This is a genomic window from Pollutimonas sp. M17, from assembly GCF_025836975.1.
Classification (GTDB): Bacteria; Pseudomonadota; Gammaproteobacteria; order Burkholderiales; family Burkholderiaceae_B.
Genome location: NZ_CP107548.1, coordinates 3,713,399 through 3,739,388, shown reverse-complemented (window position 1 = coordinate 3,739,388; position 25,990 = coordinate 3,713,399). Strand labels below are relative to the sequence as shown.

Annotated in this window: 22 protein-coding genes; 19 read left to right on the top strand and 3 right to left on the bottom strand. The window is 63.9% G+C overall.

Features of this window, described 5'->3' with window-relative positions:
• Window positions 1–18: 18 nt before the first annotated feature.
• Window positions 19–1,197, top strand: a complete 1,179-nt coding sequence (locus tag OEG81_RS17475) for a hypothetical protein (RefSeq protein WP_264130542.1) — start codon at window positions 19–21, stop codon at window positions 1,195–1,197.
• Here the strand turns inward: OEG81_RS17475 and OEG81_RS17470 are convergent.
• Complete coding sequence (locus tag OEG81_RS17470) at window positions 1,192–1,677, bottom strand: DUF1854 domain-containing protein (protein WP_264130541.1); 486 nt, start codon at window positions 1,675–1,677, stop codon at window positions 1,192–1,194. The two genes, OEG81_RS17475 and OEG81_RS17470, sit on opposite strands and share 6 nt — an antisense overlap.
• On the bottom strand, window positions 1,674–3,920 hold the full coding sequence (locus OEG81_RS17465) for an ABC transporter ATP-binding protein (RefSeq protein ID WP_264130540.1): 2,247 nt from the start codon (window positions 3,918–3,920) through the stop codon (window positions 1,674–1,676). Before OEG81_RS17465 ends, OEG81_RS17470 begins: the two co-directional genes overlap by 4 nt.
• A 232-nt stretch (window positions 3,921–4,152) precedes the next feature.
• Here OEG81_RS17465 and cphA (OEG81_RS17460) point away from each other — a divergent pair, with 232 nt between their 5' ends.
• The 5 genes from cphA (OEG81_RS17460) to OEG81_RS17440 all read left to right on the top strand — a co-directional run bounded on the left by cphA (OEG81_RS17460) (window position 4,153) and on the right by OEG81_RS17440 (window position 11,177).
• Window positions 4,153–6,360: a cyanophycin synthetase gene (cphA, locus tag OEG81_RS17460; protein ID WP_264130539.1), complete on the top strand. Its 2,208-nt coding sequence runs from the start codon at window positions 4,153–4,155 to the stop codon at window positions 6,358–6,360.
• A gap of 67 nt (window positions 6,361–6,427) precedes the next feature.
• Window positions 6,428–9,037: a cyanophycin synthetase gene (gene cphA / locus OEG81_RS17455; protein ID WP_264130538.1), complete on the top strand. Its 2,610-nt coding sequence runs from the start codon at window positions 6,428–6,430 to the stop codon at window positions 9,035–9,037.
• A 122-nt stretch (window positions 9,038–9,159) separates the two neighbouring features.
• The gene (locus OEG81_RS17450; RefSeq protein ID WP_264130537.1) at window positions 9,160–9,348 is read left to right on the top strand and encodes a DUF3008 family protein; all 189 of its coding nucleotides are present in this window, start codon (window positions 9,160–9,162) and stop codon (window positions 9,346–9,348) included.
• 60 nt (window positions 9,349–9,408) lie between these two features.
• Window positions 9,409–10,290: a dienelactone hydrolase family protein gene (locus OEG81_RS17445; RefSeq protein ID WP_412034087.1), complete on the top strand. Its 882-nt coding sequence runs from the start codon at window positions 9,409–9,411 to the stop codon at window positions 10,288–10,290.
• 152 nt (window positions 10,291–10,442) lie between these two features.
• Window positions 10,443–11,177, top strand: a complete 735-nt coding sequence (locus OEG81_RS17440) for an amino acid ABC transporter ATP-binding protein (protein WP_264130536.1) — start codon at window positions 10,443–10,445, stop codon at window positions 11,175–11,177.
• Between the two features lie 15 nt (window positions 11,178–11,192).
• On the opposite strand, the gene OEG81_RS17435 is transcribed toward OEG81_RS17440, so the two are convergent.
• Window positions 11,193–11,819 (bottom strand): 2OG-Fe(II) oxygenase, encoded by a 627-nt coding sequence (locus OEG81_RS17435; protein ID WP_264130535.1) that lies wholly within the window; start codon window positions 11,817–11,819, stop codon window positions 11,193–11,195.
• Window positions 11,820–12,007: 188 nt separating this feature from the next.
• On the opposite strand from OEG81_RS17435, the gene OEG81_RS17430 reads away from it, so the two are divergent.
• The 13 genes from OEG81_RS17430 (at window position 12,008) to fghA (ending at window position 25,959) form a co-directional block, all read left to right on the top strand.
• Window positions 12,008–13,054 carry an aromatic ring-hydroxylating dioxygenase subunit alpha gene (locus OEG81_RS17430; protein ID WP_264130534.1) on the top strand — a complete coding sequence of 349 codons (1,047 nt, stop codon included), beginning with the start codon at window positions 12,008–12,010 and terminating at the stop codon, window positions 13,052–13,054.
• A gap of 56 nt (window positions 13,055–13,110) precedes the next feature.
• Entirely contained in the window at window positions 13,111–13,236 is a 126-nt protein-coding gene (locus OEG81_RS17425; RefSeq protein WP_264130533.1) for a hypothetical protein, read from the top strand.
• A 117-nt stretch (window positions 13,237–13,353) separates the two neighbouring features.
• The gene (locus OEG81_RS17420) at window positions 13,354–14,550 is read left to right on the top strand and encodes a PLP-dependent aminotransferase family protein (RefSeq protein ID WP_264130532.1); all 1,197 of its coding nucleotides are present in this window, start codon (window positions 13,354–13,356) and stop codon (window positions 14,548–14,550) included.
• Window positions 14,551–14,596: 46 nt separating this feature from the next.
• On the top strand, window positions 14,597–15,559 hold the full coding sequence (gene ubiA / locus OEG81_RS17415) for a 4-hydroxybenzoate octaprenyltransferase (RefSeq protein ID WP_264130531.1): 963 nt from the start codon (window positions 14,597–14,599) through the stop codon (window positions 15,557–15,559).
• 116 nt (window positions 15,560–15,675) lie between these two features.
• Window positions 15,676–17,301 (top strand): GMC family oxidoreductase, encoded by a 1,626-nt coding sequence (locus OEG81_RS17410; protein WP_264130530.1) that lies wholly within the window; start codon window positions 15,676–15,678, stop codon window positions 17,299–17,301.
• Window positions 17,302–17,426: 125 nt separating this feature from the next.
• Window positions 17,427–18,701, top strand: coding sequence for a putative Na+/H+ antiporter (locus OEG81_RS17405; RefSeq protein ID WP_264130529.1), 1,275 nt, complete (start codon window positions 17,427–17,429; stop codon window positions 18,699–18,701).
• A 155-nt stretch (window positions 18,702–18,856) separates the two neighbouring features.
• Window positions 18,857–19,171, top strand: coding sequence for an FmdB family zinc ribbon protein (locus OEG81_RS17400; protein WP_264130528.1), 315 nt, complete (start codon window positions 18,857–18,859; stop codon window positions 19,169–19,171).
• Window positions 19,172–19,191: 20 nt separating this feature from the next.
• Window positions 19,192–19,884, top strand: coding sequence for a DUF502 domain-containing protein (locus OEG81_RS17395; protein WP_264130527.1), 693 nt, complete (start codon window positions 19,192–19,194; stop codon window positions 19,882–19,884).
• Between the two features lie 38 nt (window positions 19,885–19,922).
• A complete protein-coding gene (gene aspS, locus OEG81_RS17390) occupies window positions 19,923–21,713 on the top strand; it encodes an aspartate--tRNA ligase (protein ID WP_264130526.1) in 1,791 nt (596 codons plus the stop codon).
• 22 nt (window positions 21,714–21,735) lie between these two features.
• Window positions 21,736–22,593: an endonuclease/exonuclease/phosphatase family protein gene (locus tag OEG81_RS17385; protein WP_264130525.1), complete on the top strand. Its 858-nt coding sequence runs from the start codon at window positions 21,736–21,738 to the stop codon at window positions 22,591–22,593.
• 46 nt (window positions 22,594–22,639) lie between these two features.
• Window positions 22,640–23,869 carry a cardiolipin synthase ClsB gene (clsB, locus tag OEG81_RS17380; protein WP_264130524.1) on the top strand — a complete coding sequence of 410 codons (1,230 nt, stop codon included), beginning with the start codon at window positions 22,640–22,642 and terminating at the stop codon, window positions 23,867–23,869.
• A 79-nt stretch (window positions 23,870–23,948) separates the two neighbouring features.
• Window positions 23,949–25,055: an S-(hydroxymethyl)glutathione dehydrogenase/class III alcohol dehydrogenase gene (locus OEG81_RS17375; RefSeq protein ID WP_264130523.1), complete on the top strand. Its 1,107-nt coding sequence runs from the start codon at window positions 23,949–23,951 to the stop codon at window positions 25,053–25,055.
• Window positions 25,056–25,098: 43 nt separating this feature from the next.
• The gene (gene fghA / locus OEG81_RS17370; protein WP_264130522.1) at window positions 25,099–25,959 is read left to right on the top strand and encodes an S-formylglutathione hydrolase; all 861 of its coding nucleotides are present in this window, start codon (window positions 25,099–25,101) and stop codon (window positions 25,957–25,959) included.
• Window positions 25,960–25,990 lie beyond the last annotated feature (31 nt).

Sequence of the window (25,990 nt, the reverse complement as noted above, 5' to 3'; positions counted from 1 at the left end):
TTCGGGAGACAAGGTTCGATGAGCGCAATACGCCGATACGGTATGGGACGGCAATCGCCGGGGATTCTGCTTCACGCGGAAACAGACGCGCTTCTCGAGCCGTCGCTGCACGATTTCATGGCCGACCTGGGCGCCCTGGGCCTGGACGGGCATGTCGAGGCGGCCCGGCATGTGGATGGTGATGGCGCGTGGGTCCAGTTCCGGCTCGATCCTCGGGCCGCCGCGCAATGGGCGCCCGATTACGACACCACGGGACTATGCGGCACGCTCAAGCTGGATACCTATGGCAATCCGGACGACCTGGGTCGCGAGATCCTTGTCGCCCTGCTTTTGAGCCCCGTTCCCTTCGTTTTCCCAAGCCACGGCGAGCTGGTATCGGCCGTTCGGGTACGGAAGAATATCGTCCAGGCCGCGCGGCTGACCGCGCTGGCGTTCGACACGGAGCATGCCGAACGGCCGCAAGAGTACTGGGCCTATTCCGAGGAACGCGGCTTTACCGTCAAGGACGGATCGCGCCTGATCGAAGCCTTGCAGAAAACCACCCAGCCGGACCGCTCCCACAAGCTGTATTCCTTTTCCTGCTACCGGGCGACGGAATACGTGATCCTGCTGGCCATCGCGCAGGAGCTGGCGGTCAGCAATCCGGACCTGCTGGCCGCGCTGCAGCGCCAATGGGAGACGCGGGCCATCATGTCGGGCCAGTTCCACGATGTGTTCCTGCGCGAGTTCGGCTCGATGAGCGAGCCTTTGCCTTCCAGATACTATATTCCGGGCGATCGCCTCTGGTTCCGCAATCCCGATGAGCGCTCATCCAATGTCGAAGGCTATGAAGGCTCTTGGGTGTTCTACCTGGGCGACGGTCTGTTCACCAACTTCTGGAAGCGGGACCAGCCCTTTACGCTGACGACGAAATGCGTGGAGCTGTTTCACTGGCGCAACGCGACCTATCGGGATGCGGCGGGCAGGCTGCAGGTGGACGACGACGTGGTCGACGAGCGGGTGGCGCGATCGCTGCGGGACCCGGACGAGGTGGCGGAAATACTGGGCAGTATGCTGCGCCTGCGCGATCCGGGCGGCGTCTACCGCGATGGCGGCTGCATAGACACCAGCCGGGAATGCGTACGCCTTTTGCGCCCCGGCACATCGGAAATCGCGCTCCCGGAAACCAGCCCCGCCGGGGCGCAGGCCGGCCTATAGGAAGTGGTCGAGCAAGCGGCGGCTGCCCTTGTCCAGCCCGGCCACATTGCCGATCAGAAACTGGATGCCGTGGCCGTCTATGATCAGGAGGGCCGTGGCCGACAGCCGGCGTATGTCTTCCTCGGCCTTGAGCAGCAGGGTGGTGTCGCCCCTGTCGGTTTCCACCTGCCAGGTGCTGGGCGTGGCGAAGCTGGATATCTGCCGGATGCGCTGGATGCGCGGCATGAATTCGCGGCTGGCCAATTCCTCTTGAAGCAAGGAGCGCACGTCGTCGGGCAACTCGTCGAGGCTTTCTATCCAGGCCTGTTCCGAGCCTTCCGCATCGACCAGCGCGATCCCTTCTCCGGGCGCCGAAATGGGAAAGCTGCGCACCGGCGTCAGGGCCGGCCCCGCCTTGCCGTCCGGTGCCAGATGCAGCCGGCCGAAGGCGTCGCGCTGGAGCGGCAAGTCGACACGGCGCAAGGTCTTGCTGTTCTTCATGCGATGCCTCTTTCTTCGTTCTCGATCCAGTCCTCTTCGACCGAGCCGGGATTCATTTTTTCCTCTTGCGCCTGGTAGAGCCTGAAGTAGTGGCCATTCCTGGCCAGGAGCTCGTCATGCCGGCCCACTTCGACGATCTCTCCCTTGTCCAGAACCACCAGCCTGTCCGCCTGGCGCAGGGTGCTTAGCCGGTGGGCGATGGAGATGGTCGTGCGTCCGCGAACCAGGTTGTCCAGCGCCTTCTGGATCTCCTTTTCGGTGCTGGTGTCCACCGAGGAAGTGGCTTCGTCCAGGATCAGGATGGGCGGATCGATGAGCAGGGCGCGCGCGATGGAGATGCGCTGGCGCTCTCCGCCCGATAGGGCCTGGCCGCGCTCGCCCACCAGCGAATCGTAGCCATGCGGCAGGCGCAGGATGAATTCATGGGCATTGGCCGCGCGGGCCGCGGCGATGGTCTCCTGCCGGGTCGCCTGCGGCTTGCCGTAGGCAATGTTCTCGGCGATGGTGCCGAAAAACAGGAAGGGCTCTTGCAGCACCAGGCCGATGTGGCGGCGGTAGTCGGAGATGGACAGCGAGCGGATGTCCGCGCCATCCAGGCGGATCTGCCCTTGCGACACGTCGTAGAAGCGACAGATCAGGTTGACCAGCGTGCTCTTGCCCGAACCGCTATGGCCGACCAGGCCTATCATCTCGCCCGGCGCGATATCCAGGTTGATGCGGCGCATGACCGAGCGGTTGCCATAGCGGAAGCCTACATTGCGCAGTTCGATGCGGCCCGTCACATGTTCGATGCGCACCGGCCTGGCAGGCTCGGGAACCGTCGATACATGATCCAGGATGTCGAAGATGCGCTTGGCGCCGGCGGCGGCCTTCTGCGTGAACGAGACGATGCGGCTCATGGAGTCCAGCCGCAGATAGAACCGCCCGATATAGGCCAGGAAGGCGGTCAGCACGCCGACGGTGATCTCGTTGTGCGCGACCAGCCAGATGCCGAAAGCCCATACGACCAGCAGGCCGATTTCGGTCAGCAGGGTGACCGTGGGCGCAAACAGCGACCATAGGGTGTTGACCCTGTCGTTGACCGCCAGGTTGCGGTTGTTGGCTTCGCGAAAGCGCGCCACCTCGCGCTTCTCCTGGGCAAAGGCCTTGACCACGCGTATGCCGGGTATGGTGTCCGCCAGCACGTTGGTGATTTCGGACCAGATGCGGTCCACCCGTTCGAAGCCATGGCGCAGGCGATCCCGCACGATGTGGATCATCCAGGCGATGAAGGGCAGGGGAATCAGCGTGACGGCCGCCAGCCAGGGGTTGATGGAAAACAGGATGGCCGCCGTCATCAGGATCATGAGCACGTCGGTGGCGAAATCCAGCAGGTGCAGGGACAGGAAGATGCAGATGCGGTCGGATTCCGAACCGATGCGGGAGATCAGGTCGCCGGTGCGCTTGCCGCCGAAGTACTGCAGGGGCAGCGTTTGCAGATGCTGGTAGGTGGCGGTGCGCAGGTCGGCCCCGATGCGCTCGCTCACCCAGGCCAGGATATACGTGCGTCCCCAGCCCAGCAGCCAGGCAAGGGCGGAGGAGGCCAGCAGGCCGCCCAGATAGAGCCGGACCAGGCCGTAGTCGATGGGCTTTCCATTCTGGAAAGGGATGAGAATGTCGTCCATGAGCGGCATGGTCAGGTAGGGCGCGACCAGCGCCGCGGCCGTCGATGCCACCGTCAGCAGGAAGCCGAGCAGCAGGGGGGCGCGATAAGGCCTGGCAAAGCGCCAGAGCCGCAGCAGGGCCCAGGTGGACGGCGCCGAATCGGCCTGGGCGGCGCCGCTCGGGGGCGTATCGCTTGGCTGCGAGGAAGCCGGGGCTGTTCCGGGCTGCTTGCGCAGGCGCTCGAAGCGCTCGACCAGCAGCAACGCGGCCGGATTGTTCCTGAGGGTATAGCGCCAGATGCCCAGGCGCGCCTGGGCATCGTGCAATTCCAGGGTGCCGACGCCGGCATGGTCATGGTGCGCGAGCTTCAGGCCCGTTTGCAGCGTCCAGGCATGCCAGTCGGCATCGTGGGGGCCTTTTGCCAGCAATCGCCTGCCGGTCAGCACGACCATGCCGGGTGCGAAGCGCAATTGCGCATCCAGGTCTGTGCTTATCCAGGCCAGCACGGTTTCTTCGGGGCCCAGCAAAGGAGCCAGCGTGGCGCCGCAGTCGTCCGGCAGGCCGGCGGCGGTTAGGGTTTCGTCAGGTTTCTTGCTCATTGAACAGGGACAGTCCGTCCCCAAAATAAGTGATTCGAAGCTGCGGCTGCGATATTGTCACGTCGAATGCGCGCGCCTTGTAAGAAGGCTGGGAAAAGATGTGGTTTTTTTGCCTCTGGCTGATAATTTTCTTCTCTTCCGGGCGACTTGGCAAACACTTCCGGGATCAATTGCCGTTAAATACTCTCCATTCGGTTTGTGTGGTTCCCTACTCGTTCTTACCCCATCCAAGATGCAAAAGAAAAACATCGAGTTCATCAACATGATGATGCTGCGCGGACCCAATATCTGGGCATACCGTCCGGTCATCGAGGCATGGGTCGATATAGGCGAACTGGAAGACTACCCTTCCAACGTCATCCCGGGCTTCTACGAGCGCCTGGTGCAGTGGCTGCCGTCGCTGATCGAGCATCGCTGCAGCGTCGGGGAGCGCGGCGGCTTTCTTCAACGCCTGCGGCAGGGCACCTGGCCGGGCCATATTCTCGAACACGTCACGCTGGAGCTGCAGAACCTGGCCGGCATGCCCGGCGGCCTGGGCAGGGCGCGCGAGACGTCCGTGCGCGGGGTCTACAAGGTCATTGTCCGCGCCTGGCATGAGCCGGTCACGCGCGCCGCCCTGTATTCCGCCCGTGACCTGGTGATGGCGGCCATCGAGGATCGCGAGTTCGACGTTCAGGCCGCGGTTGATGCATTGCGCGACCTGGCCGAGGACCTGCGCCTGGGGCCCAGCACCGCATGCATCGTCGAGGCGGCCGATGACCGGGACATTCCAACCATCCGGCTTAGCGAGGCCAACCTGGTGCAGTTGGGTTATGGCGCCCGCCAGCGGCGTATCTGGACGGCCGAAACCGACCGGACCAGCGCCATCGCCGAAAGCGTGTCCCGCAACAAGGATCTGACCAAGAGCCTGCTCCAGGCCTGCGGCGTGCCGGTTCCCGAAGGCCGGCTGGTGGACAGCATGGAAGAGGCGTGGGAAGCTGCGCAGGACATCGGCCTGCCCGTCGTCGTGAAGCCATCCGACGGTAATCATGGGCGCGGGGTGTTCACCAACCTGATGACGCGGGCTGAAATAGAGACGGCCTTCGCCGTTGCCGTGGATGAAGGCAGCGGCGTCGTCGTCGAGCGCTTCGTGCACGGGGACGAGCATCGCGTTCTGGTTGTGGGCGGCCGCATGGTGGCGGCCGCGCGCGGGGATGCCGCCACCGTCGTGGGCGATGGCGTGAGCACGATAGAAGAGCTGATCGAGTCGCAGCTGAATTCCGATCCGCGCCGTGGTCGCGACGAGGATCATCCGCTCAACCCGATACGCGTCGATTCGGCCGCCCGGCTGGAGCTTGCGCGCCAGAACCTGGGCCCCGGCGCCATTCCCGCAGCGGACATGCGTGTGCTCATCCAGCGCAACGGCAATGTCTCGATCGACGTGACCGATGCGGTGCATCCCAGCGTGGCCGCTGCCGTGGAGCTGGCGGCACGCATTGTCGGACTGGACGTGGCGGGCGTCGACCTTGTCGCCGAAGATATCTCGGCGCCGCTCGACGGGCAGCGCGGCGCCATTGTCGAAGTGAACGCGGGGCCTGGGCTGCTCATGCATCTGAAGCCGGCCGCCGGCGAGCCTCGCCCCGTCGGCCAGGCCATCGTCGACCATCTTTTCCCTCCTGGCGACATCGGGCATATTCCCCTGGTCGGGATCACGGGAAGCAAGGGCAAGACCACCGTGGCACGCTTGCTCGCGCGCATGCTGCAGCTGAGCAACCTGCATACGGGCCTGGCATGCAGCAACGGCCTCTTTTTCGGCCGGCGACATGTGCAGAAGACGGACGGCGCCAATTGGGCGGCCGCACGCCGGGTCCTGCTGAACCGGGGCGTGCAGGCGGGGGTCATGGAAAACGGTCCGCTCAGCATTCTTGGCGAAGGCCTGGCCTACGATCGCTGCAAGGTCGGCATCGTGACCAACCTCGATCCCGAAGGGATCTTGCCGGAGTTCTACATCGACGATGCGGAGCAGTTGGCCAAGGTCCTGCGCACCCAGGTCGACGTCGTGCTTCCGGACGGAACCGCCGTGCTCAATGCCGACGATCCGCTGGTGGCGGATATGGCCGGCCTGTGCGATGGCCAAGTGATCTTCTTTGGCTCGGACGCCCGCGCGCCGGCGATTGCCGCACACCGGGTCCAGGGCGGGCGCGCCGTGTTCCTGGACGGCGGCCGCATCGTTCTGGCCGAAGGCGCGCACGAGGCCGCCCTGACGGACCTGCAGGCCATCCCCTTGACCGAAGGCGGCACGCTGGACGTCCAGAACATGAATGTCCTGGCGGCCGTCGCCGCGGCATGGGCGCTGGATGTGCACGAGGATTTGATACGGGCCGGCATAGAAACCTTCGGTCTGGAAGCGGGCGAGTCGTTCGCGGAGGCGTCCGCCCTCCTTATCGAAACGCCGGCCTGATAGGGCCTCCACCGCCAACACAAGGTATCCGCTCCAGGCCTGCTCAGGCAAGAAGGAAGAACATCGAATGGAAGTTTCCCGCATACGGGCGCTGCGCGGCCCCAATTTGTGGTGCAGGCAAACCGTGATCGAAGCGATCGTCTCGTGCACCGAGGTCGAGCGCATCATCGATAACGTGGAAGCCTTTGAGAACCGGCTGCGGGCGCGTTTTCCCGACATCGACATTCTTCGCACCTCCAGCCAGGAGCCGGCCGACTCCATGGCTCATGCGCTGGCTTATGCGGCTTTGCGCCTGCAAACAGCGGCCGGCTGCCAGGTGGTTTTCAGCCGTGCCGCGCCAACGACGGAGCTGGGGGTGTACCAGGTCGTGGTCGAGTATTCCGAAGAGGCCGTGGGGCGGCTGGCCTTCGACCTGGCGGAGCGGCTTTGCATTGCCGCCATGCAGGATCTGCCCTTTCACCTGACCGAAGGCCTGCTGCGCTTGCGCGACCTGAACGAGGACATACGGCTGGGACCCAGCACCGGCGCCATCGTCCAATCGGCCCTGAGGCGCAATATTCCCTATCGCAGGCTGACCGAAGGCAGCCTGGTGCAGTTCGGCTGGGGCCGCAGGCAGCGCCGCATACAGGCGGCGGAAACGGACCGCAGCGGCGCCATCGCCGAGTCCATTGCTCAGGACAAGGAACTGACCAAGAGCCTGCTCGCGGCGGCCGGCGTGCAAGTGCCCGAAGGGCGCTGCGCCAACAGCGCGGAAGACGCCTGGGCGGCGGCGTGTGAAATCGGGGGGGCTGTGGTGCTCAAGCCGCGCGACGGCAGCCAGGGCAAGGGCGTGGCGGTCAACATCCAGGGCCGCGAACAGATCGAAGCGGCTTACGCGGCGGCGTCCGGCTACGGCTCGGAAGTGATCGTGGAGCGCTATTTTCCCGGACACGACTTTCGCCTGCTGGTGGTCGGCGACAAGCTGGTTGCGGCGGCGCGCCGCGATCCGCCGCAGGTAATCGGCGATGGCGAGCGCAGCATTGCCGAACTGGTGGAGCAGATCAACGCGGATCCGCTGCGCGGCGAAGGCCACGGCAGTTCGCTGACCAGGATAAGGCTGGACGAGATCGCGCTGGCGACGATGGCGGCGCAGAACTACGATGCCCTGTCGGTGCCGGAGAAAGGCGTGCTGGTGACCTTGCGCAATAACGCCAACCTGAGCACGGGCGGCACGGCGACCGACGTGACCGATCACGTGCATCCGGAGCTGGCGGCGACCGCCGTGGCGGCGGCCCAGATGGTGGGGCTGGACGTTTGCGGCATCGACCTGGTCAGCGAGAACGTCTATGAACCGCTGGACAAGCAGGGGGGCTGCATCGTCGAGGTGAATGCGGCGCCGGGTTTGCGCATGCACTTGAACCCCTCCTTCGGCAAGGGCCGCGCCGTGGGCGACGCCATCGTCGACTGCATGTTTCCCGAAGGCGAGAATGGCCGTATTCCCCTGGTGGCGGTGGCGGGAACCAACGGCAAGACCACCACCGTGCGCCTGATCGCGCACCTGATCGCCGGCACCGGCGCTTGCGTTGGCATGACCAACTCCGACGGGGTGTACATAGGGAACGGACGCATCGACACCGGCGATTGTAGCGGGCCGCGCAGCGCGCGCAATGTGCTGCTGCATCCGGATGTGGATGCGGCCGTGTTCGAGACGGCGCGCGGCGGCATTTTGCGCGAGGGGCTGGGATTCGATCGCTGCGACGTGGCCGTGGTGACCAATGTGGGCACGGGCGACCATCTGGGACTGAGCTTCATCAGCACAGTCGAGGACCTGGCCATCGTCAAGCGCGTGATCGTGGAAAACGTGGCGCCCGAGGGCATGGCCGTGCTGAATGCGGCGGATCCCATCGTTGCGGCCATGGCGCAGAACTGTCCGGGCTCGGTGACCTTTTTCGCCGCCGACCGGAACAACCCCATCCTGGCGACACACAAGGCGCAGGGACGGCGGACGGTATATGTCGAGGACGGCGCCATCGTCCTGGCTGAAGGCGCTTTCGAGCATCGGATAGGCATGGATGGCATTCCACTAGTGCGTGGCGGCACGATAGGCTTCCAGGTCGACAACGCCATGGCGGCGCTGGCCGCCGCCTGGGCGCTGGGGCTGGATTGGGCCGCCATCCAGGCCGGCGTCGCGACCTTTGTGAACGATGCGCAGACCGCGCCCGGCCGCTTCAACGTATTCTCGTATCGGGGCGCCACCCTTATTGCCGATTACGGCCATAATCCCGACGCCATCATGGCGCTGGTCCAGGCGGTGGACGCCATGCCGGCAAGCCGGCGCAGTGTGGTCATAAGCGGTGCCGGCGACCGGCGCGACATCGACATACGCCGCCAGACCGAGATACTGGGCGATGCCTTTGACGAGGTCATTCTTTATCAGGACATGTGCCAGCGCGGCCGCGAGGACGGCGAGGTCCTGGCCTTGCTGCGCCAGGGGCTGGTCAATGCGAAGCGCGCCACGCAGCTCCAGGAGATACGGGGCGAGTTCCTGGCCATCGATACCGCGCTGGCCGGCTTGCGCGAAGGCGAACTGTGCCTGATCCTGATCGATCAGGTCGAGGAGGCGCTGGCCCACATCGCGGGGCGGGTCTCCGAAAGCCAGGCGGGCGGCTGGCCGTGTACGCATGCAGCTTCACTGTGACCCTGACGGGTTCCATGAACTGTTACATGTTGGGCCGCCTTGCCGGTTGAAATGCCGGCGGCGCACGCCAATAATGGAGTGGTTGAATTTCCAAGTCAGGTTTCTTGATCGGGAGGTGCACCATGCCAGCCAAATCACAGGCTCAGCAAAAGGCCGCCGGCGCGGCCCTGGCCGCCAAGCGCGGCGATATCAAAGTGGGTGAGCTCAAGGGCGCATCGCGAAGCATGTACGACTCCATGAGCCAGAAAGAGCTCGACGAGCTGGCTTCCACCAAGCGCAAGGGCAAGCCGGAACATAAATCCAGTTCATAGCCGCAGACAGCATGCTTCAAGGGGAAGCATGCTTTTTTTTTGCCAAAAAAGGGGATCGCCATGAGTCGCTTGCCGGATACGGATTTTGACAGCTTGCTGCCGCCGCTGGTTTTGAACAGACGCGGATTCATGGCGGGCACATTGATGGGCGGATTTGCGCTTGCGGCCGGCCCGGCCGCGGCCACGGCCATTGCAACGGACGACGAGGGACTGGTGGCGGGGCCGGTCCAGATACCGATCGGCACCGGACATATACCGGCATACCGCGCCGTTCCGGATGGAAAAGCCGCCGCACCGGTGATACTGGTGATCCAGGAAATATTCGGCGTGCATGAATACATCAAGGATGTTTGCCGCCGCTTCGCGAAAGCCGGCTATATGGCGATCGCCCCAGAGCTGTACTTCAGGCAGGGCGATCCAGGCAAATACACCGAGGTGGCGTCCTTGATCAGCGAAATCGTCAACAAGGTTCCCGACGCCCAGGTCATGGACGACCTGGACGCCGCCGTGGCCTGGGCCGGCAAGAATGGCGGCGATACCGGAAAGCTGGGCATAACGGGCTTTTGCTGGGGCGGGCGCATCGTATGGCTGTATGCGGCCCACAATCCCGCCGTCGACGCCGGCGTGGCCTGGTATGGCCGGCTCGTGGGCAATGCCGACCCCCTGCATCCCACCCAGCCGGTCGATATCGCAGCCGAGCTGCATGGCCCGGTGCTCGGGCTGTACGGCGGCAAGGATGCAGGCATTACGCAGGACTCCATCGATGCCATGAAGGCGGCCCTGGCCAAAGGCTCCGACGACTCCAGGCAGTCCGAGTTCGTGGTCTATCCCGATGCGCCCCACGCCTTCCATGCGGATTACCGTCCCAGCTACCGGCCCGAGGCCGCGCAAGACGGCTGGAAGCGCGCGCTGGCCTGGTTCGGCCAGCATCTTGGCGGCTAAAGCCCGTTAACGGTATAGCGCCGCCCCGTGGCGGCGGAGCGCGTCCGGCCTGGCGGGATCGGCGCTGCGCCTCTCTGGCCGGTCGACTGCCCCTGGCGGGCCGCCCGCGTTATCATGCACGGCTATCCGGATTGGACATCGCAGGAACGGGAATGATAGAAATCAAGCAGGTCAGCAAATGGTACGGGGCGACGCAAGTGCTGGATGACTGCAGCACGCGGGTTGCCCAGGGCGAGGTCGTCGTCGTTTGCGGGCCGTCGGGTTCGGGCAAGTCCACGCTGATAAAAACCGTCAACGGGCTGGAGCCCTTCCAGAAGGGCGAGATCTTCGTTGATGGCGTGTCGGTGGGCGCGCCGGGCACCAATCTTCCTCGCCTGCGCGCCCGCATAGGCATGGTGTTCCAGAGCTTCGAACTGTTTCCGCATTTGTCGGTCACGCAGAACCTGGCGCTGGCACAGGTCAAGGTATTGGGCCGTGGCCAGGACGAGGCCGCGAGCCGCGGCGGCGAACTGCTCGACCGCGTGGGGTTGCGGGCGCATCAGGACAAGTTTCCCAGCCAGCTGTCGGGCGGCCAGCAGCAGCGGGTGGCGATCGCGCGCGCCCTGGCCATGGATCCCGTCGCCATGCTGTTCGATGAGCCCACGTCCGCTCTGGATCCCGAAATGGTGAACGAAGTGCTGGATGTCATGGTGGACCTGGCCGGCGAGGGCATGACCATGATGGTGGTGACGCACGAAATGGGATTTGCCCGCAAGGTGGCCGACCGGGTGGTATTCATGGACATGGGCCGCATCGTGGAAGACGTCGCCAGCGACGAGTTTTTCGGCAATCTCGAAGGCCGTTCAGAGCGCGCGCGGCAATTCCTGTCGAAAATACTGCATCACTGATGGCAGGGGACGGCGCTACGCGGCTTGCGGCAGGCCGATGGCGTCGTTGCGGAACCAGCCCGTCAGGCTCCAGCGCGGCCGGGTGCATGGCATGACCTCGTGCGGAATCAGGTCGCTGCGAAACACGGCCAGCCTGCCCGGCATGGGCAGCACGCGTTCCACCACCTTGTTTTCGTCCTGGGCGGAATACAGGCACAGTTCGCCGTGGCCGTCCTCGGACCATTCCTGGTTCAGGTAGAGCACCAGCGATATCTTGCGGCTGCGTTGATCCCTGTGCTGATCCATGTGCTTGCGGTAGCGGTGGCCCGCGGGATAGCGCGCAAAGTGAAATTCGGCGTTGGTCAGCCCGGTATAGAACAGGCGGTTCAAATCCTCGCGCAGGGCATCGGTCCATTGCAGGAATTCGAGCGATGCCGATTCAGCCGATTGGGGTTCGATCCAGAAAATGGAGTCGCCACGTATCTCGGTATGCAGGGCCAGCCTGCGGCCATGCCCCACCCCGGCGGGCTTGAAGCGGCCCTCTTCCCAGGCCCGGCGGCATTGTTCGTACAGGCGCTTGTGCAACTGCGCGTCGATCAGGCCGTCCGCGACGGCCCAGCCCTGGTCGGCCAGGGATTCGAGCAATTGCTCACGCGGGGGCATGGGGCACCGCCGTTATAGTAGGGTGCAAGGCATTCATCGATGGTCCGGCTGCCGGCGTTCGGCGCAAAAAACGGGGGGATAATTATAAAACACGGCGCCTCTCCTGGCACGGCGGGCATTGCCGGGGGGCGCCGTGCGTGGATTATGATCCGCATTGTTGAAAGCGAATCGATTCATAAGGAGTACCCATGTTCTTGAAGAATGCCTGGTATGTGGCGGCAAGCGATCACGAGATCAGACGCCACCTGCATTCGACCCGGATACTGGGCGAGGATATCGTTCTATACCGGACGCTGGACGGCGGCGTGGCCGCGCTGGAGGACGCCTGTCCGCACCGCAAGCTGCCCCTGTCCATGGGGCGGTTGCGGGACGACGCCGTTGAATGCGGCTACCACGGCCTGGTGTTCGACTGTTCGGGCAGCTGCGTGCGTGCGCCGGGCATGGCCCAGCCGCCGGCCCGCGCGGTGGTGCGCAGTTATCCGGTGGCCGAGCGCTACGGCCTGGTGTGGATATGGATGGGCGACCCCGGGTCGGCCGACCCGGCGGACATCATGCAGGTGGCGCACTGGGGCGACCCCGCCTGGGGCGTGAACCGGGGCGATGCCATGACGGTGCGCTGCAATTACCAGTACCTGACCGACAACCTGCTCGATCCGTCCCATGTTTCGTGGGTGCATCAAACCTCGTTCGGCAATGCCGCCATGATAGGCGAGCCTCTGAAAACCCAGGTCAACGACGATGGGGTCGTGGTGTCGCGCTGGATGCGCAATGTCGAGGTTGCGCCCTTTTATGCGAAGTTCGTCAAGTTTTCCGGCCCTTGCGATCGCAAGCAGCACTACGAAGTGCGTGTGCCGTCGCACGCGCTGATCAAGGCGATTTTCGCGCCGGCCGGCAGCGGCACCGACACCGAACCCTTCCATCCCGATGTGTTCCTGATGGATTCCTACAATTTCCTGACGCCGGTGGACGAGTCGACCACACGCTACTACTGGTTCCAGCTGCGCAACTTCAGCCCCGACGACGAGGCGGTGTCGCGTCAGTTTGCCGAAGATGTGCGGCATGCTTTCGGCGAGGATCGCGCCGTGCTCGAAGCCGTGCATGCCGGCATGGCCAGAAGCCCCTCGAAAATGAATCTGCCGCTGGACGCCGGTCCTTTGCGTTTTCGCCAGAAGCTGCAGGCCCTGATCGCCGCGGAACAGGCGGCGGACGTAAAATCGGCGCAGCCGCATGCATAATGGATCGCGGGCGCGGCACGCCGCATCAGCAAACACACATATATAGGTGACAGCCAATGACTACGGGCGATTGGATCGTGCTTGGAATTTTCGGGGTGGGCCTGGCCTGCTCGTTCTCATTGTTCTGGTGGCTGATCCGGACCGTGCGGCGCGACAGCCGGCGCAAGGACGACTCGTTGTAAAAGTGTTGCGTAAGCCCGTCGAATGGCGGGCGGCGAGGGCTTTGCACTGAATCTTGCCGCCAGTTGCGTTAATCTAAGGGGTTATTACTTTGCTCTTTACCGGAATTTTTCAGAATTATGGATTCGTATAGCCTTCCCTACACTTTTTCGCAGCGCGCGCAGCAACTGACCAGTTCAACCATCCGAGAGATTCTGAAAGTTACCGAACGGCCGGAAATCATTTCGTTTGCCGGCGGCCTGCCCGCGCCCAAGGGCTTCCCGGTCGATGTCATGAAATCCGCCTTCGACCGCGTCCTGGAAAACAATGGCCGCAGCGCGCTGCAATACGGCCCCACCGAAGGCTATGCGCCCTTGCGCGCATGGGTGGCTGAAGACCTGAAGCGCGTCGGCGCCGACGTCTCGCCCGACGAAGTGCTTATCGTTTCCGGCTCGCAGCAGGCGCTGGATATGCTGGGCAAGCTCTTCATCGACCCGGGCAGCAAAGTCCTGGTCGAAGCGCCCAGCTATCTGGGTGCGCTGCAGTCGTTTTCCCTGTTCGAGCCCGACTACGTGGCTGTGCCGACCGACGAGGGCGGCCTGATTCCCGAAGCCTTGACCGGCGAACGGGCGGCGGGGGCGCGCTTCATCTACGTCCTGCCCAATTTCCAGAACCCAACCGGCCTGACGCTCAGTCTGGAGCGCCGCAAGGCGCTGGTGGAACGCTGCGCCGCCCTGCAAGTGCCCATCATCGAAGACGACCCGTACGGCGAACTGCGTTATGCGGGCACGGCCCAGCCCGGCCTGCTGGGCCTGGGCCGCGCGGCAGGCGCCACCGTGGTCCGGCTGGGCACGTTCTCGAAGGTTCTGGCCCCCGGCCTGCGCCTGGGCTACATCGTGGCGCCCAAGCCCATCATCGCCAAGCTGGTCCAGATCAAGCAGGCCACCGACCTGCACACCGCCTCGCTGACCCAGATGGCCGTTTATGAAACCGTGAAGGACGGCTTTCTGACCGACCATCTGCCCATGGTGCGCGATCTGTACAAAGAGCAGTGCGGCTACATGCTCGACGCCATGGATCGGCACTTTCCCGCCACGGCCACCTGGACCCGCCCCGAAGGCGGCATGTTCATCTGGGTGACGCTGCCCGCCCATATCGACGGCACCCAGCTGCTGGCCCGCGCCATCCAGAACAATGTCGCGTTTGTGCCGGGCGCGCCGTTCTTCGCCGGCGCCGACCCGCAGACCAATACCTTGCGCCTGAGCTTTGTCACCGTATCCGAGGAAAAAATCCGCGAAGGCATTGCCATATTGGGCAAGCTGATCAAGGAAAGCTGATCCCGCCGATTCGCACTTTCGCCACGGGATACACCATAAGTTTGCAATGACGCCGCTACACTCGTCCGATTCGAACCCCCAATCCGGCGCCGGACTTTCCACCCCCGATCTGTCGGACATGCGCCCCGACGATTGGGTGGAGCGCTGGCTGCCGCGTTCCTGGGGGCCTTATGCGCGTTTGTGCCGGCTGGATCGGCCCGTTGGCACCTGGCTGACCCTGCTGCCTTGCCTAGCCGCCCTGGTGCAGGCCGCGGACGGCTGGCCCAGCCTGTTCCGGCTGTTCATCTTTTCGCTGGGCGCCCTGCTGATGCGCGGCATAGGGTGCTGCTTCAACGACATCTTTGATCGCGATATCGACAAAAAGGTCGAACGCACGCGCTTCCGGCCTCTGACCAGCGGCCAGCTTACCTTGAAGAACGCCTTGTGGTTCGTGTTCGCTCAATTGCTCGTGTGCGCGCTGTTGCTGCTGGCCCTGAATGAATACAGCCGTTGGCTGGCTGTGGCGCTGATGCCCATCGTCATCGTCTATCCGCTATGCAAGCGCTTCACCTATTGGCCGCAGGTCGTCCTGGGCATCGGCTTCAACTGGGGCATGCTGATGGCCTGGTCCGATACCCAGAATACCGTGCCGCTTGCGGCCGTCGCCATGTGGCTGGGCGCCGTCCTGTGGCAGGTCGGCTACGATTCCATCTACGCCTACGTGGACGTGCGCGACGACCTGAAGCTGGGCCTGCATTCGACCGCCTTGCGGTTCGCCGACAAGGGCAAGGCATGGATCAGCGGCTTCTACATCGCCACCGTCGCCTTGTGGATCTATGGCGGGGCGGGAATCGGCATGGCCTGGCCCTACTACGTGGTCATCGCCGCCATTGCCGCCCATTTTCTCTGGCAGATGCGGGTATTCAGCCTGGATCGGCCGGACCGCAATTTCATGCTGTTTCGCGCCAATATGGCGGTGGGCGTGCTGCTTCTGGCGGCCGCGCTAGCGGGCACCGTATTGCCCGCCTGAGCCGGATGCGCCGCGCACGCGGCAAAGGCGCTGTGCAGAGGCGGGCCCGGAAGGATTAGAATTGCTGTATCAAAGCAATACAAAATCTGCAACAACAGCCGGCAGGAGACAAAAGAATGGCGGATCCAGCACCGCAGCAAGAGCAATGGGAATTCGACTACATCGTCGTGGGCGCGGGTTCGGCGGGCTGCCTGCTGGCCAACCGGCTTTCCGCCGACCCGAACCGGAAAGTGCTTTTGCTCGAGGCCGGCGGGCGCGATGACTGGCGCTGGATACACATACCCGTAGGCTATCTGTACTGCATCGGCAATCCGCGCACCGATTGGTGCTACAGCACCCAGCCCGACCCCGGCATCAACAACCGCATCCTGGGCTACCCTCGCGGCCGCGTCCTGGGCGGCAGTTCAGCCATCAATGGCATGATCTACATGCGGGGTCAGGCCGCCGATTACGACGGTTGGGCGGCTGAAGGAAACCGGGGCTGGGGCTGGAATGACGTGCTGCCCGTCTTCAAGAAACTCGAGGATCACCACGGGGGGGAAAGCGAATTCCATGGCGGTTCCGGCCAGTGGCGGGTCGAGCGCCAGCGCCTGTCGTGGCCGATACTGGATGCCTTCCGCCAGGCGGCGCAACAGGCCGACATCCCTTCCATCGACGATTTCAACCGAGGCGACAACGAGGGCTGCTGTTACTTCGAGGTCAATCAGCGGCGCGGCGTGCGCTGGACCGCCGCAAAAGCCTTTTTGCATCCTGTCGCCCACCGGAGCAATCTGACGGTGCTGACCGGCGCACAGGCCGAACGGATCGCCTTCTCGGGCAAGCGCGCCCAAGGCGTGCATTTCATCCATGAGGGTCAGGCGCGATTCGCCCGCGCCCGTTCCGAGGTCATCCTGTCATCGGGTTCGATCGGCTCGGCGCAGCTGTTGCAAGTATCGGGCGTGGGCCCTGGAGCCCTGCTGCAGTCGCTGGGCATTCCGGTCGTGCACGACCTGCCGGGCGTGGGCGGCAATCTGCAGGATCATCTGCAGCTGCGCATGATCTACAAGGTCGATGGCGCCAGGACGCTGAACACCATAGCCGGAACCTTATGGGGCAAGGCGCTGATGGGCTTGCAGTACGCGGCCCGGAAGCGCGGGCCGCTGACCATGGCGCCGTCGCAACTGGGCGCGTTTGCCCGTTCCGGCCCCGAGCAGTCGCGCGCCAATCTTGAATACCACGTGCAGCCCTTGTCTCTGGAGAAATTCGGCGAAGCGCTGCACACCTTTCCGGCCATCACGGCTTCGGTGTGCAATCTGCGGCCCACCAGCCGGGGCCATGTCCGGATCGTGTCGCCCAGGCCCACCGATGCGCCCGCCATTCTGTGCAACTACCTGCAAACGGACGAAGACCGCCGCGTGGCCGCCGACAGCATACGGCTGACGCGCAAAATCATGGCCCAGCCGGCCCTGGCTCCGCACAACCCCCGAGAATACAAGCCCGGGTCCGCCATCGAGTCGCAAGCCGATCTGGAAAAGGCGGCCGGCGATATCGGCACCACCATTTTCCACCCGGTGGGCACCTGCAAGATGGGTACGGATGCCCAAGCGGTGGTCGACCCCGAATTGCGCGTGCATGGCATCGAAGGCTTGCGCGTCATCGATGCGTCGATCATGCCGACCATCACATCGGGCAATACCAACTCGCCGACCATCATGATCGCCGAGCAGGGCGCAAGCTTCATTCTGGGCAAGCGCCCGGCATGACGGCCCGACATCGATGAGCAAGGCCTCACGAGAGGCCGGGATGCCCGCACTGCGGCGCCACCGTATCGAATCGCGGGATCGTGCGACAATTCGTGCCAGTTTTCTATAAGTATAAGGGTTGAGGCATGGCCAGTTTCATGGAGTATCTTGCAACCGCCTTGTTTGCGATTGCCATCATTCACACCTTTTCGGTGCCGGTCTTTGCGCGGCTGGCCAATGGCGGCGGGCCGCACGCGGGGCTATGGCACTTGCTGTCCGAGGTCGAGGCCGTATTCGGCGTATGGGCCTGCGTGCTGCTGGCATGCATGGCCCTGCTGTCGGGCGTGGGCGAGGCGGTCAACTATATCGACACCCGCAACTTCACCGAGCCCGCCTTCGTTTTCGTCATCATGGTGGTGGCGGCCAGCCGTCCCATCATCGAATTGGTGAACATGGCGGTGCGCGCCCTGGCCAGGATCCTGCCCATACGCAACGAACTGGCCATGTTCTTCGTGACCCTGTCTTTCGTTCCCCTGGCCGGATCCTTTATCACCGAGCCGGCGGCGATGACGCTGGCGGCCCTGCTGCTGCGCGACGCCTATTTCCGCAAGCCCGGCCAGGACGGCTTCAAATACATGACCCTGGGCGTGCTGTTCGTGAATGTGTCCATAGGCGGCGTGCTCACCGCCTATGCGGCGCCGCCCGTGCTGATGGTGGCGCAGACCTTCAACTGGGACACCGCCTACATGGCGACCCATTTCGGCTGGCGCGCGGTTCTGGCGGTGTGCATCAATGCCGGCGTGCTGACCTTCATCTGCCGCCCGCACCTGCTGGACGGCACCCTGGGTTCGCCTCAGCACGAGACCGCGGCGCGGCCCCCGGTGCCGCTCATCGTAATCGCCATCCATACCCTGTTCCTGGTGGGCGTCGTCCTGTCGGCGCACCATCCCATTGTTTTCCTGGCCTTCATGATGTTGTTCATCGGCTATGCCCACGCCTACAAGCGCCATCAGAATCCACTGCTTATCCGCGAGGGCCTGATGGTGGGATTTTTCCTGGCCGGCCTGGTGGTGCTGGGCGGCTTGCAGAAATGGTGGCTGCAAGACCTGCTGGCGGGCTTGTCGCCCATCGTCCTGTACTGGGGCGCCACGGCGCTCACCGCGGTGACCGACAATGCCGCGCTGACCTATCTGGGGTCGCTGGTCGAGGGCACCGACGAATTGTGGCGCTATATGCTGGTTGCCGGCGCGGTGACGGGCGGGGGCCTGACCGTCATTGCCAACGCGCCGAACCCGGCCGGTTTTTCCATACTGAAAGGGTGCTTTCCCGATGGCGCCATTTCGCCATTGAAATTGCTGCTGTCCGCCTCCATACCCACATTGGTGGCGGCGTTCATGTTCCTGCTGCCCAATTCCTTTTAAGGGGCCGCCCGGCCGGCGGCCGCGCGCCGTCATCCGCTGCCCAAAAACGGCTAAAATTAGCCGTTTTTGGCGCTGGGACCGCATTTTTTCCGTTCCTGCCCGGCGGGGCGGCTTCTGGCGGTTGTTCCTTAGACATATTTTCTTGGGATTTTCTCGTGCCTATTTATGCTTACAAGTGCAGCGCCTGCGGGCATGCGCAGGATGTGCTGCAAAAGATTTCCGACCCTGTCCTGACGGATTGCCCCGAATGCGGGCAAAGCAGCTACGCCAAGCAGGTAACCGCCGCCGGCTTCCAGCTGAAGGGGTCGGGGTGGTATGTCACCGATTTCCGCAATAATGGCGGCACGGCAGGCTCCAAGCCCGCCGCGCCGTCCGCGACTCCGTCCGGCGGGGACGCCGCCGGCAGCGGTTCCAGCACGCCGGCCGCGCCGTCATCGGCCCCGGCGCCGGCCAGTACCGCGTCGTCGTGACCGCGCAGCATCAGAACCGAATGCGTTTCTTCAAGCGCTACTTCATTACCGGACTGCTGATCTGGATTCCCCTGATCATCACGGTCTGGGTCATTGCGCTCCTGATCGGCACGCTGGAAAGCGTCGTGCCGGCATTCCTCTCGTCGCAATCGCTGTTCGGCTATCGCATTCCGGGTTTTCAGCTGCTGCTGGTGCTGGCCGTCGTGCTGCTGACCGGCCTGCTGGGCGCCAATTTCCTGGGCCGCGCGCTGGTCGAGCGCTGGGAACAATTGCTGGGCCGGATTCCGCTGGTCCGCTCAATCTATAATTCGGTCAAGCAGGTCAGCGACACCGTGCTTGCGCCCAATGGCCAGGCATTCCGCGAGGCGGTGCTGGTGCAGTACCCGCGACAGGGCGCCTGGACCATTGCCTTCCTGACCGGTGCGCCCAGCGGCGAGGTGGCGGAGAAGCTGGGCGATGATTTCGTCAGTGTGTATGTTCCGACCACGCCCAACCCGACTTCGGGCTTTTTCCTGATGATGCCCCGCAGCGACGTGCAGATGCTCGACATGAGCGTCGACGCGGCATTGAAGTACATTGTTTCCATGGGTGTCGTGGCTCCCGGGACGGTCAAGGCGCTGGAAGCCGGCCACGAGGCGGTCTCGGTGGTCGAGGCGGCCCAGCGCATCGACGCGGCCCAGGAAGCGGACTCGTCCGGCAAGGACCGGCCCTGATTTTGTTTACAAGAATTTTATATACGGAGTAATCCTCGATGCGTACCTGCTATACCGGCGACGTCAGTAAAGAACACCTTGACCAGACAGTGACCTTGTTTGGCTGGGTTCATCGCCGCCGCGACCACGGAGGGGTGATTTTCATCGACCTGCGCGATCGCGCGGGCCTGGCCCAGATCGTGGTCGATCCGGACAATGTCGAGGCATTCTCCACCGCCGAACACATACGCAATGAGTTCTGCGTGCGCGTGACCGGCCTGGTGCGGTTGCGCCCGGAAGGCACCAGCAATCCCGAGCTCAAGTCGGGCGAGATCGAAGTGCTGTGCCGCGAAATCGAAGTGCTGAACGCTTCGGTCACGCCGCCCTTCCAGCTGGACGACGACAACCTGTCGGAGACCACCCGGCTGACGCATCGCGTACTGGATCTGCGCCGCCCGCAGATGCAGCACAACCTGATGCTGCGCTACCGGGTCTCCATCGAAGTGCGCAAGTATCTGGACAACCTGGGCTTCATCGATATTGAAACACCCATGCTCACCAAGAGCACGCCCGAAGGCGCGCGCGACTACCTGGTCCCTTCGCGCGTGAACGACGGCCAGTTCTTCGCCTTGCCGCAATCGCCGCAGCTGTTCAAGCAGATGCTGATGGTGTCGGGCTTCGACCGCTACTATCAGATCACGAAGTGCTTCCGCGACGAAGACCTGCGCGCCGACCGCCAGCCCGAGTTCACCCAGATCGATTGCGAAACATCGTTTCTGAACGAAGAGCAGATACGCGAGATCTTCGAAGGCATGATCCGGCACGTCTTCGCCCATGTGCAAAAAGTGGAATTGCCCGCCGCCTTCCCCACGATGACCTGGGACGAAGCCATGCGCCGCTATGGCTCCGACAAGCCCGATCTGCGCGTGAAGCTGGAGTTCGTCGATGTCGGCGACCTGATGCAGGATGTCGATTTCAAGGTGTTCTCGGCGCCTGCCAACGACCCGGCCAGCCGCGTGGTGGCCTTGCGCGTTCCGGGCGGCGCCAGCATGCCCCGCAGCGAGATCGACGCCTACACCAAATTCGTGGGCATATACGGCGCCAAGGGCCTGGCCTACATCAAGGTCAACGATGCGGCATCCATCCCCGACGGCCTGCAATCGCCCATCGTCAAGAACATACACGTCGACGCCCTGACCAAGCTCATCGAGCGCAGCGGCGCCCAGAGCGGTGACCTGATTTTCTTCGGTGCCGACAAGACCAAGGTCGTGAACGATGCCATCGGGGCCTTGCGGGTCAAGATCGGCCACAGCGAGTTCGGCAAGCAGAACGGCCTGTTCGAAGCCGGCTGGAAGCCTCTGTGGGTGGTGGACTTCCCCATGTTCGAATACGACGAGGAAGAAGGCCGCTACTTTGCGGCTCATCATCCCTTCACCAGTCCGAAGGACGGCCACGAGGACTTCCTTGAAACCGACCCCAGCCGGGCCTTGGCCAAGGCCTACGACATGGTCCTGAACGGATGGGAAGTGGGCGGCGGTTCGGTCCGTATCCATCGCGCCGATGTCCAGAGCAAAGTATTCCGCGCCTTGAATATCGGTGCGGAAGAAGCGCGCAACAAGTTCGGCTTCCTGCTCGATGCATTGCAATACGGCGCGCCTCCGCATGGCGGCGTGGCATTCGGCCTGGATCGCCTGGTGACCATGATGGCGGGCGCCGAATCCATACGCGACGTGATTGCCTTCCCCAAGACGCAGCGTGCACAGTGCCTGCTGACGCAGGCGCCGTCCGCCGTGGACGAGAAGCAATTGCGCGAATTGCACATCCGCCTGCGCAATACCGAAGTAAAGTAGCAGGAGCAACAGGGGAGGGATCGTGTCGGTCATCCGGGTCGTAAGCTACAACATCCATAAGGGCCGTTCCGCAACGGGCAGCCGTGAATCGTTGTCGGAATTGCGGCTTGGCCTTTACGGACTGCGCCCCGACCTGCTGTTCCTGCAAGAAGTCCAGGGCCGCAACGAACAGCGCATCAGCCTGGACGCCCAGCACGAATCGCTGGGCGCGGCCCTTTGCATGCATGCCGCTTACGGCTGCAACGCGGTGCGGCCGCACACCGATCATGGCAACGCCCTGTTGTCGCGCTTTCCCATACTCCAGCACGAGAACCAGGATATCTCCGACCACAAGCTGGAGCAGCGCGGGCTGCTGCATGCGCTGGTCGAGGTCCAGGGCGTGTCGGTGCATTGCCTGGTCGTCCACCTGGGCCTGTTCGCGGGCGGGCGCTCGCGCCAGGTGGGTGCATTGGTCGAGCGCATCCGCCGCCTGGTCCCCGAGGGCGAACCCATGTTGATCGCGGGCGACTTCAATGACTGGAACAATCGGCTTGCGCCCTTGTTCGTCCAGCAACTGGGCTTATACGAAGTGTTTGCCGTCGCGCCCCACGACGACTTCGAACCGCGCAAGCTGCGCCACTCGGTGGCGCGCCTGCGCAATAGCCTGCGCCATCCGCCCCGCCCGCTGCCGCTGGCGGAAAAGGTGCACGAGCTGGGCATCAACGGGGCGGCGCGCCTGACGCCGCCGCCCCGCACCTTTCCCGCGGCATTTCCCTGGCTGCGCCTGGACCGCATCTATCAACGGGGCTTTGCCGTGCGCAAGGCACGCGTGCTGCAAGGGCTGCCCTGGCGGCAGATCTCCGACCACGCGCCCTTGTTCGCCGAACTGGAGCTGCCTTGACCGGCCCCGTCGGCGAGGCCGGGCGGATCAGGCAAGGAAGTCGGGCATGGCTCAGAAAGAACCGCGCCTGAACTGGCGCGAAGGCAATCGCATCGAACTGCTGCACAACGGCGGCGAGTTCTTTCCGGCGCTTTGCGAAGCCATCGACCAGGCGCAGCGCCAGGTGCATCTGGAAACCTATATATTCAATCTCGACCGAACCGGCTTGCTGGTCCTGGACAGCTTGAGCCGGGCTTGTGCGCGCGGCGTGAAGGTGCGGGTCGTCATCGACGGCTTCGGCAGCCAGGAGCACGCCGCCGACATTGCGCGCAAGCTGACGGAAATGGGTGCCCAGTACCGCATCTACCGGCCCGAGCCGGCGGGCCTGCGCGCGGCGCGCTTCAACCTGCGGCGCCTGCGCCGGCTGCACCGCAAGCTGACGGTGGTCGATGGCGCCATTGCCTTCGTGGGCGGCATCAATGTGCTGGACGACTACGTCGACGTGCCCGATGACGGCCAGGGCCCGAAGCCGCGCTTCGACTTCGCCGTGCGCCTGCAGGGTCCCATCGCCGCCGATGCGGCCCGGGCGCAGCGAGCCCTGTGGCTGCGTATGGCCTGGCGCCGGCGCGATGACTGGGCCGCGTTCTATCGGCGGCTGACCCATATTACGGAATGGTTCAAGGCCAGGCGGAAAGAGCCGGCGCCTTCCTTCGAACCGGGCCGGCGGGCGGCCCTGCTGCTGCGCGACAATATCCGGTTTCGCCAGACCATAGAAAATGTCTACCTGTCCACCATGGGAAGGGCCGACAGCGACATCCTGATCGCCAACGCATACTTTTTTCCGGGACGGCGCTTGCGCAAGGGCTTGCAGGAAGCGGCCCAGCGCGGAGTGAAGGTGCGTCTGCTGCTGCAAGGACGCTCCGAATATCCCATGCAGTACCGGGCCTGCCGATACATGTATTGCAAGCTGCTGGACGATGGCATAGAAATCTATGAATACATGGCCAGCTATCTGCATGCCAAGGTCGCCGTCGTCGACCGCTGCGCCATGGTGGGATCGTCCAACCTGGATCCCTTCAGCCTGCTGCTGGCTCGCGAAGCCAATGTCTTCGTGCACGATGCGCAATTCGCCGATGAACTGAAGGCGGCCATCGAGTCGGAAATGCATGGCAGCGCGGAGCGCGTCACTGAAGAACAGTTGCAGGGGCGCAGTTGGCTGGGCCGCTGGGTGGACGCGTTCGCCTACTTCATGCTGCGCGCCGGCGTCGCCCTGACCGGGAAGTCGTCGGAGTACTGAGTTATCGTTTAACATCGTCCTGGCGCCGCCGTTCAAGCATGCGGCGGCGGTCGCGTTTAAACAGTATTCAGGAGCAGGTATGAAAACGAAAGCGGCGATAGCCTGGAAAGCGGGCGAACCACTGACTATTGAAGATGTCGAGCTTCAAGGCCCCAAGGCCGGCGAAGTATTGGTCGAAATCAAGGCCACGGGCATTTGCCATACCGACTATTACACGCTGTCCGGCGCCGATCCCGAAGGCATTTTTCCATCGATACTGGGCCATGAAGGCGCCGGCGTCGTGCTGGAAACCGGCCCGGGCGTCAGCTCGCTGAAGGCGGGAGACCACGTCATTCCGCTCTATACTCCGGAGTGCCGGCAGTGCAAGTCCTGCCTGTCTCGCAAGACGAATCTTTGCACGGCCATACGCGCCACGCAGGGCAAGGGCCTGATGCCCGACGGCACGTCGCGCTTTACCGTGGGCGGCAAGCCGGTGCACCATTACATGGGCACGTCCACGTTCTCGAACCACATCGTCGTCCCCGAGATCGCCCTGGCCAAGATACGCAGCGACGCTCCCTTCGACAAGGTGTGCTACATAGGCTGCGGCGTCACCACCGGCCTGGGCGCGGTGCTGTTCACCGCCAAAGTCGAGGCGGGCGCCAATGTGGTGGTGTTCGGTCTGGGCGGCATAGGCTTGAACGTCATTCAGGGCGCAAAAATGGTGGGCGCCGACAAGATCATCGGCGTGGACCTGAACCCGGAGCGCGAAGCCATGGCGCGCAAGTTCGGCATGACCCACTTCATCAACCCGAACGAGGTCGAGAACGTGGTCGATCACATCATCCAGCTGACCGACGGCGGCGCCGATTACTCCTTCGAGTGCATAGGCAATACCAAAGTCATGCGCCAGGCGCTGGAATGCTGCCATCGCGGCTGGGGCCAGTCCATCATCATCGGCGTGGCCGAGGCCGGTGCCGAGATCTCCACGCGCCCCTTCCAGTTGGTGACCGGACGCGAATGGAAGGGCTCGGCATTCGGCGGCGCGCGCGGCCGAACGGACGTGCCCAAGATCGTCGACTGGTATATGGACGGCAAGATCAATATCGACGATCTCATCACCCACACCCTGCGTCTGGACCAGATCAACGAAGGCTTTGAGCTGATGAAGCGCGGCGAGTCCATCCGTTCGGTAGTGGTGTACTGATGCCCGGCCATCGCGGCCCGGGCCGCCACAAGGAGACCCCGTGATGCCACAGGATGATCTTGAACTGCTCAGCGAGCATCGCTGCTTCGATGGCGTCCAGCGCTACTATCGCCATGCCTCCAGGGCCATCGGCCTGCCCATGCGCTTCTCCGTCTTCCTGCCGCCGCAGGCGGAGCAGGGCCGTGTGCCGGTGCTGTTCTTTCTGGCCGGCCTGACCTGCACCGAGGAAACCTTCATGATCAAGGCGGGTGCGCAGCGCTATGCCGCGCAGCACGGCTTGATGCTGGTTGCGCCGGATACCAGCCCGCGCGGGGCCGGCATCGCCGGCGAGGACGACGATTGGGACTTCGGCACGGGCGCGGGCTTCTACCTGGATGCCACGCAGGCGCCATGGAGTTCGCACTACCGCATGGAAAGCTATGTGGCGGACGAGCTTTTCGGCATCGTCACCAGCCAGTTGCCGGGCGACGCCGCATGCGTGGGCCTGTTCGGCCATTCCATGGGCGGCCATGGCGCCCTGGTGCTGGCCCAGCGCCACCGCGACAAGTTCCGGTCGGTATCGGCCTTTGCTCCCATTTCGGCGCCCTCGCGCTGCCCCTGGGGGGAAAAGGCGTTTTCATCCTATCTGGGCGATGACCGGCAGGCATGGGCGGGCTACGACGCCTCTTTGTTGATGGAGCAGTCGCAAAGCCCGTTTCCCAAGGGCATACTGATCGATCAGGGCCTGGCCGACAACTTCCTGGAAGAGCAACTTCACCCCGAGGCTTTTGAAGCAGCCTGCGCCCTGGCGCAGCAACCCCTTGTCCTGCGCCGCCATGCGGGCTACGACCATGGCTACTACTTCATTTCCACGTTCATCGAGGACCATGTGGCGTTCCATGCGGAACGCCTGGGCGCCGATTAAAGCCCGGGCGGCTTCCCTTCTGGCGATGACA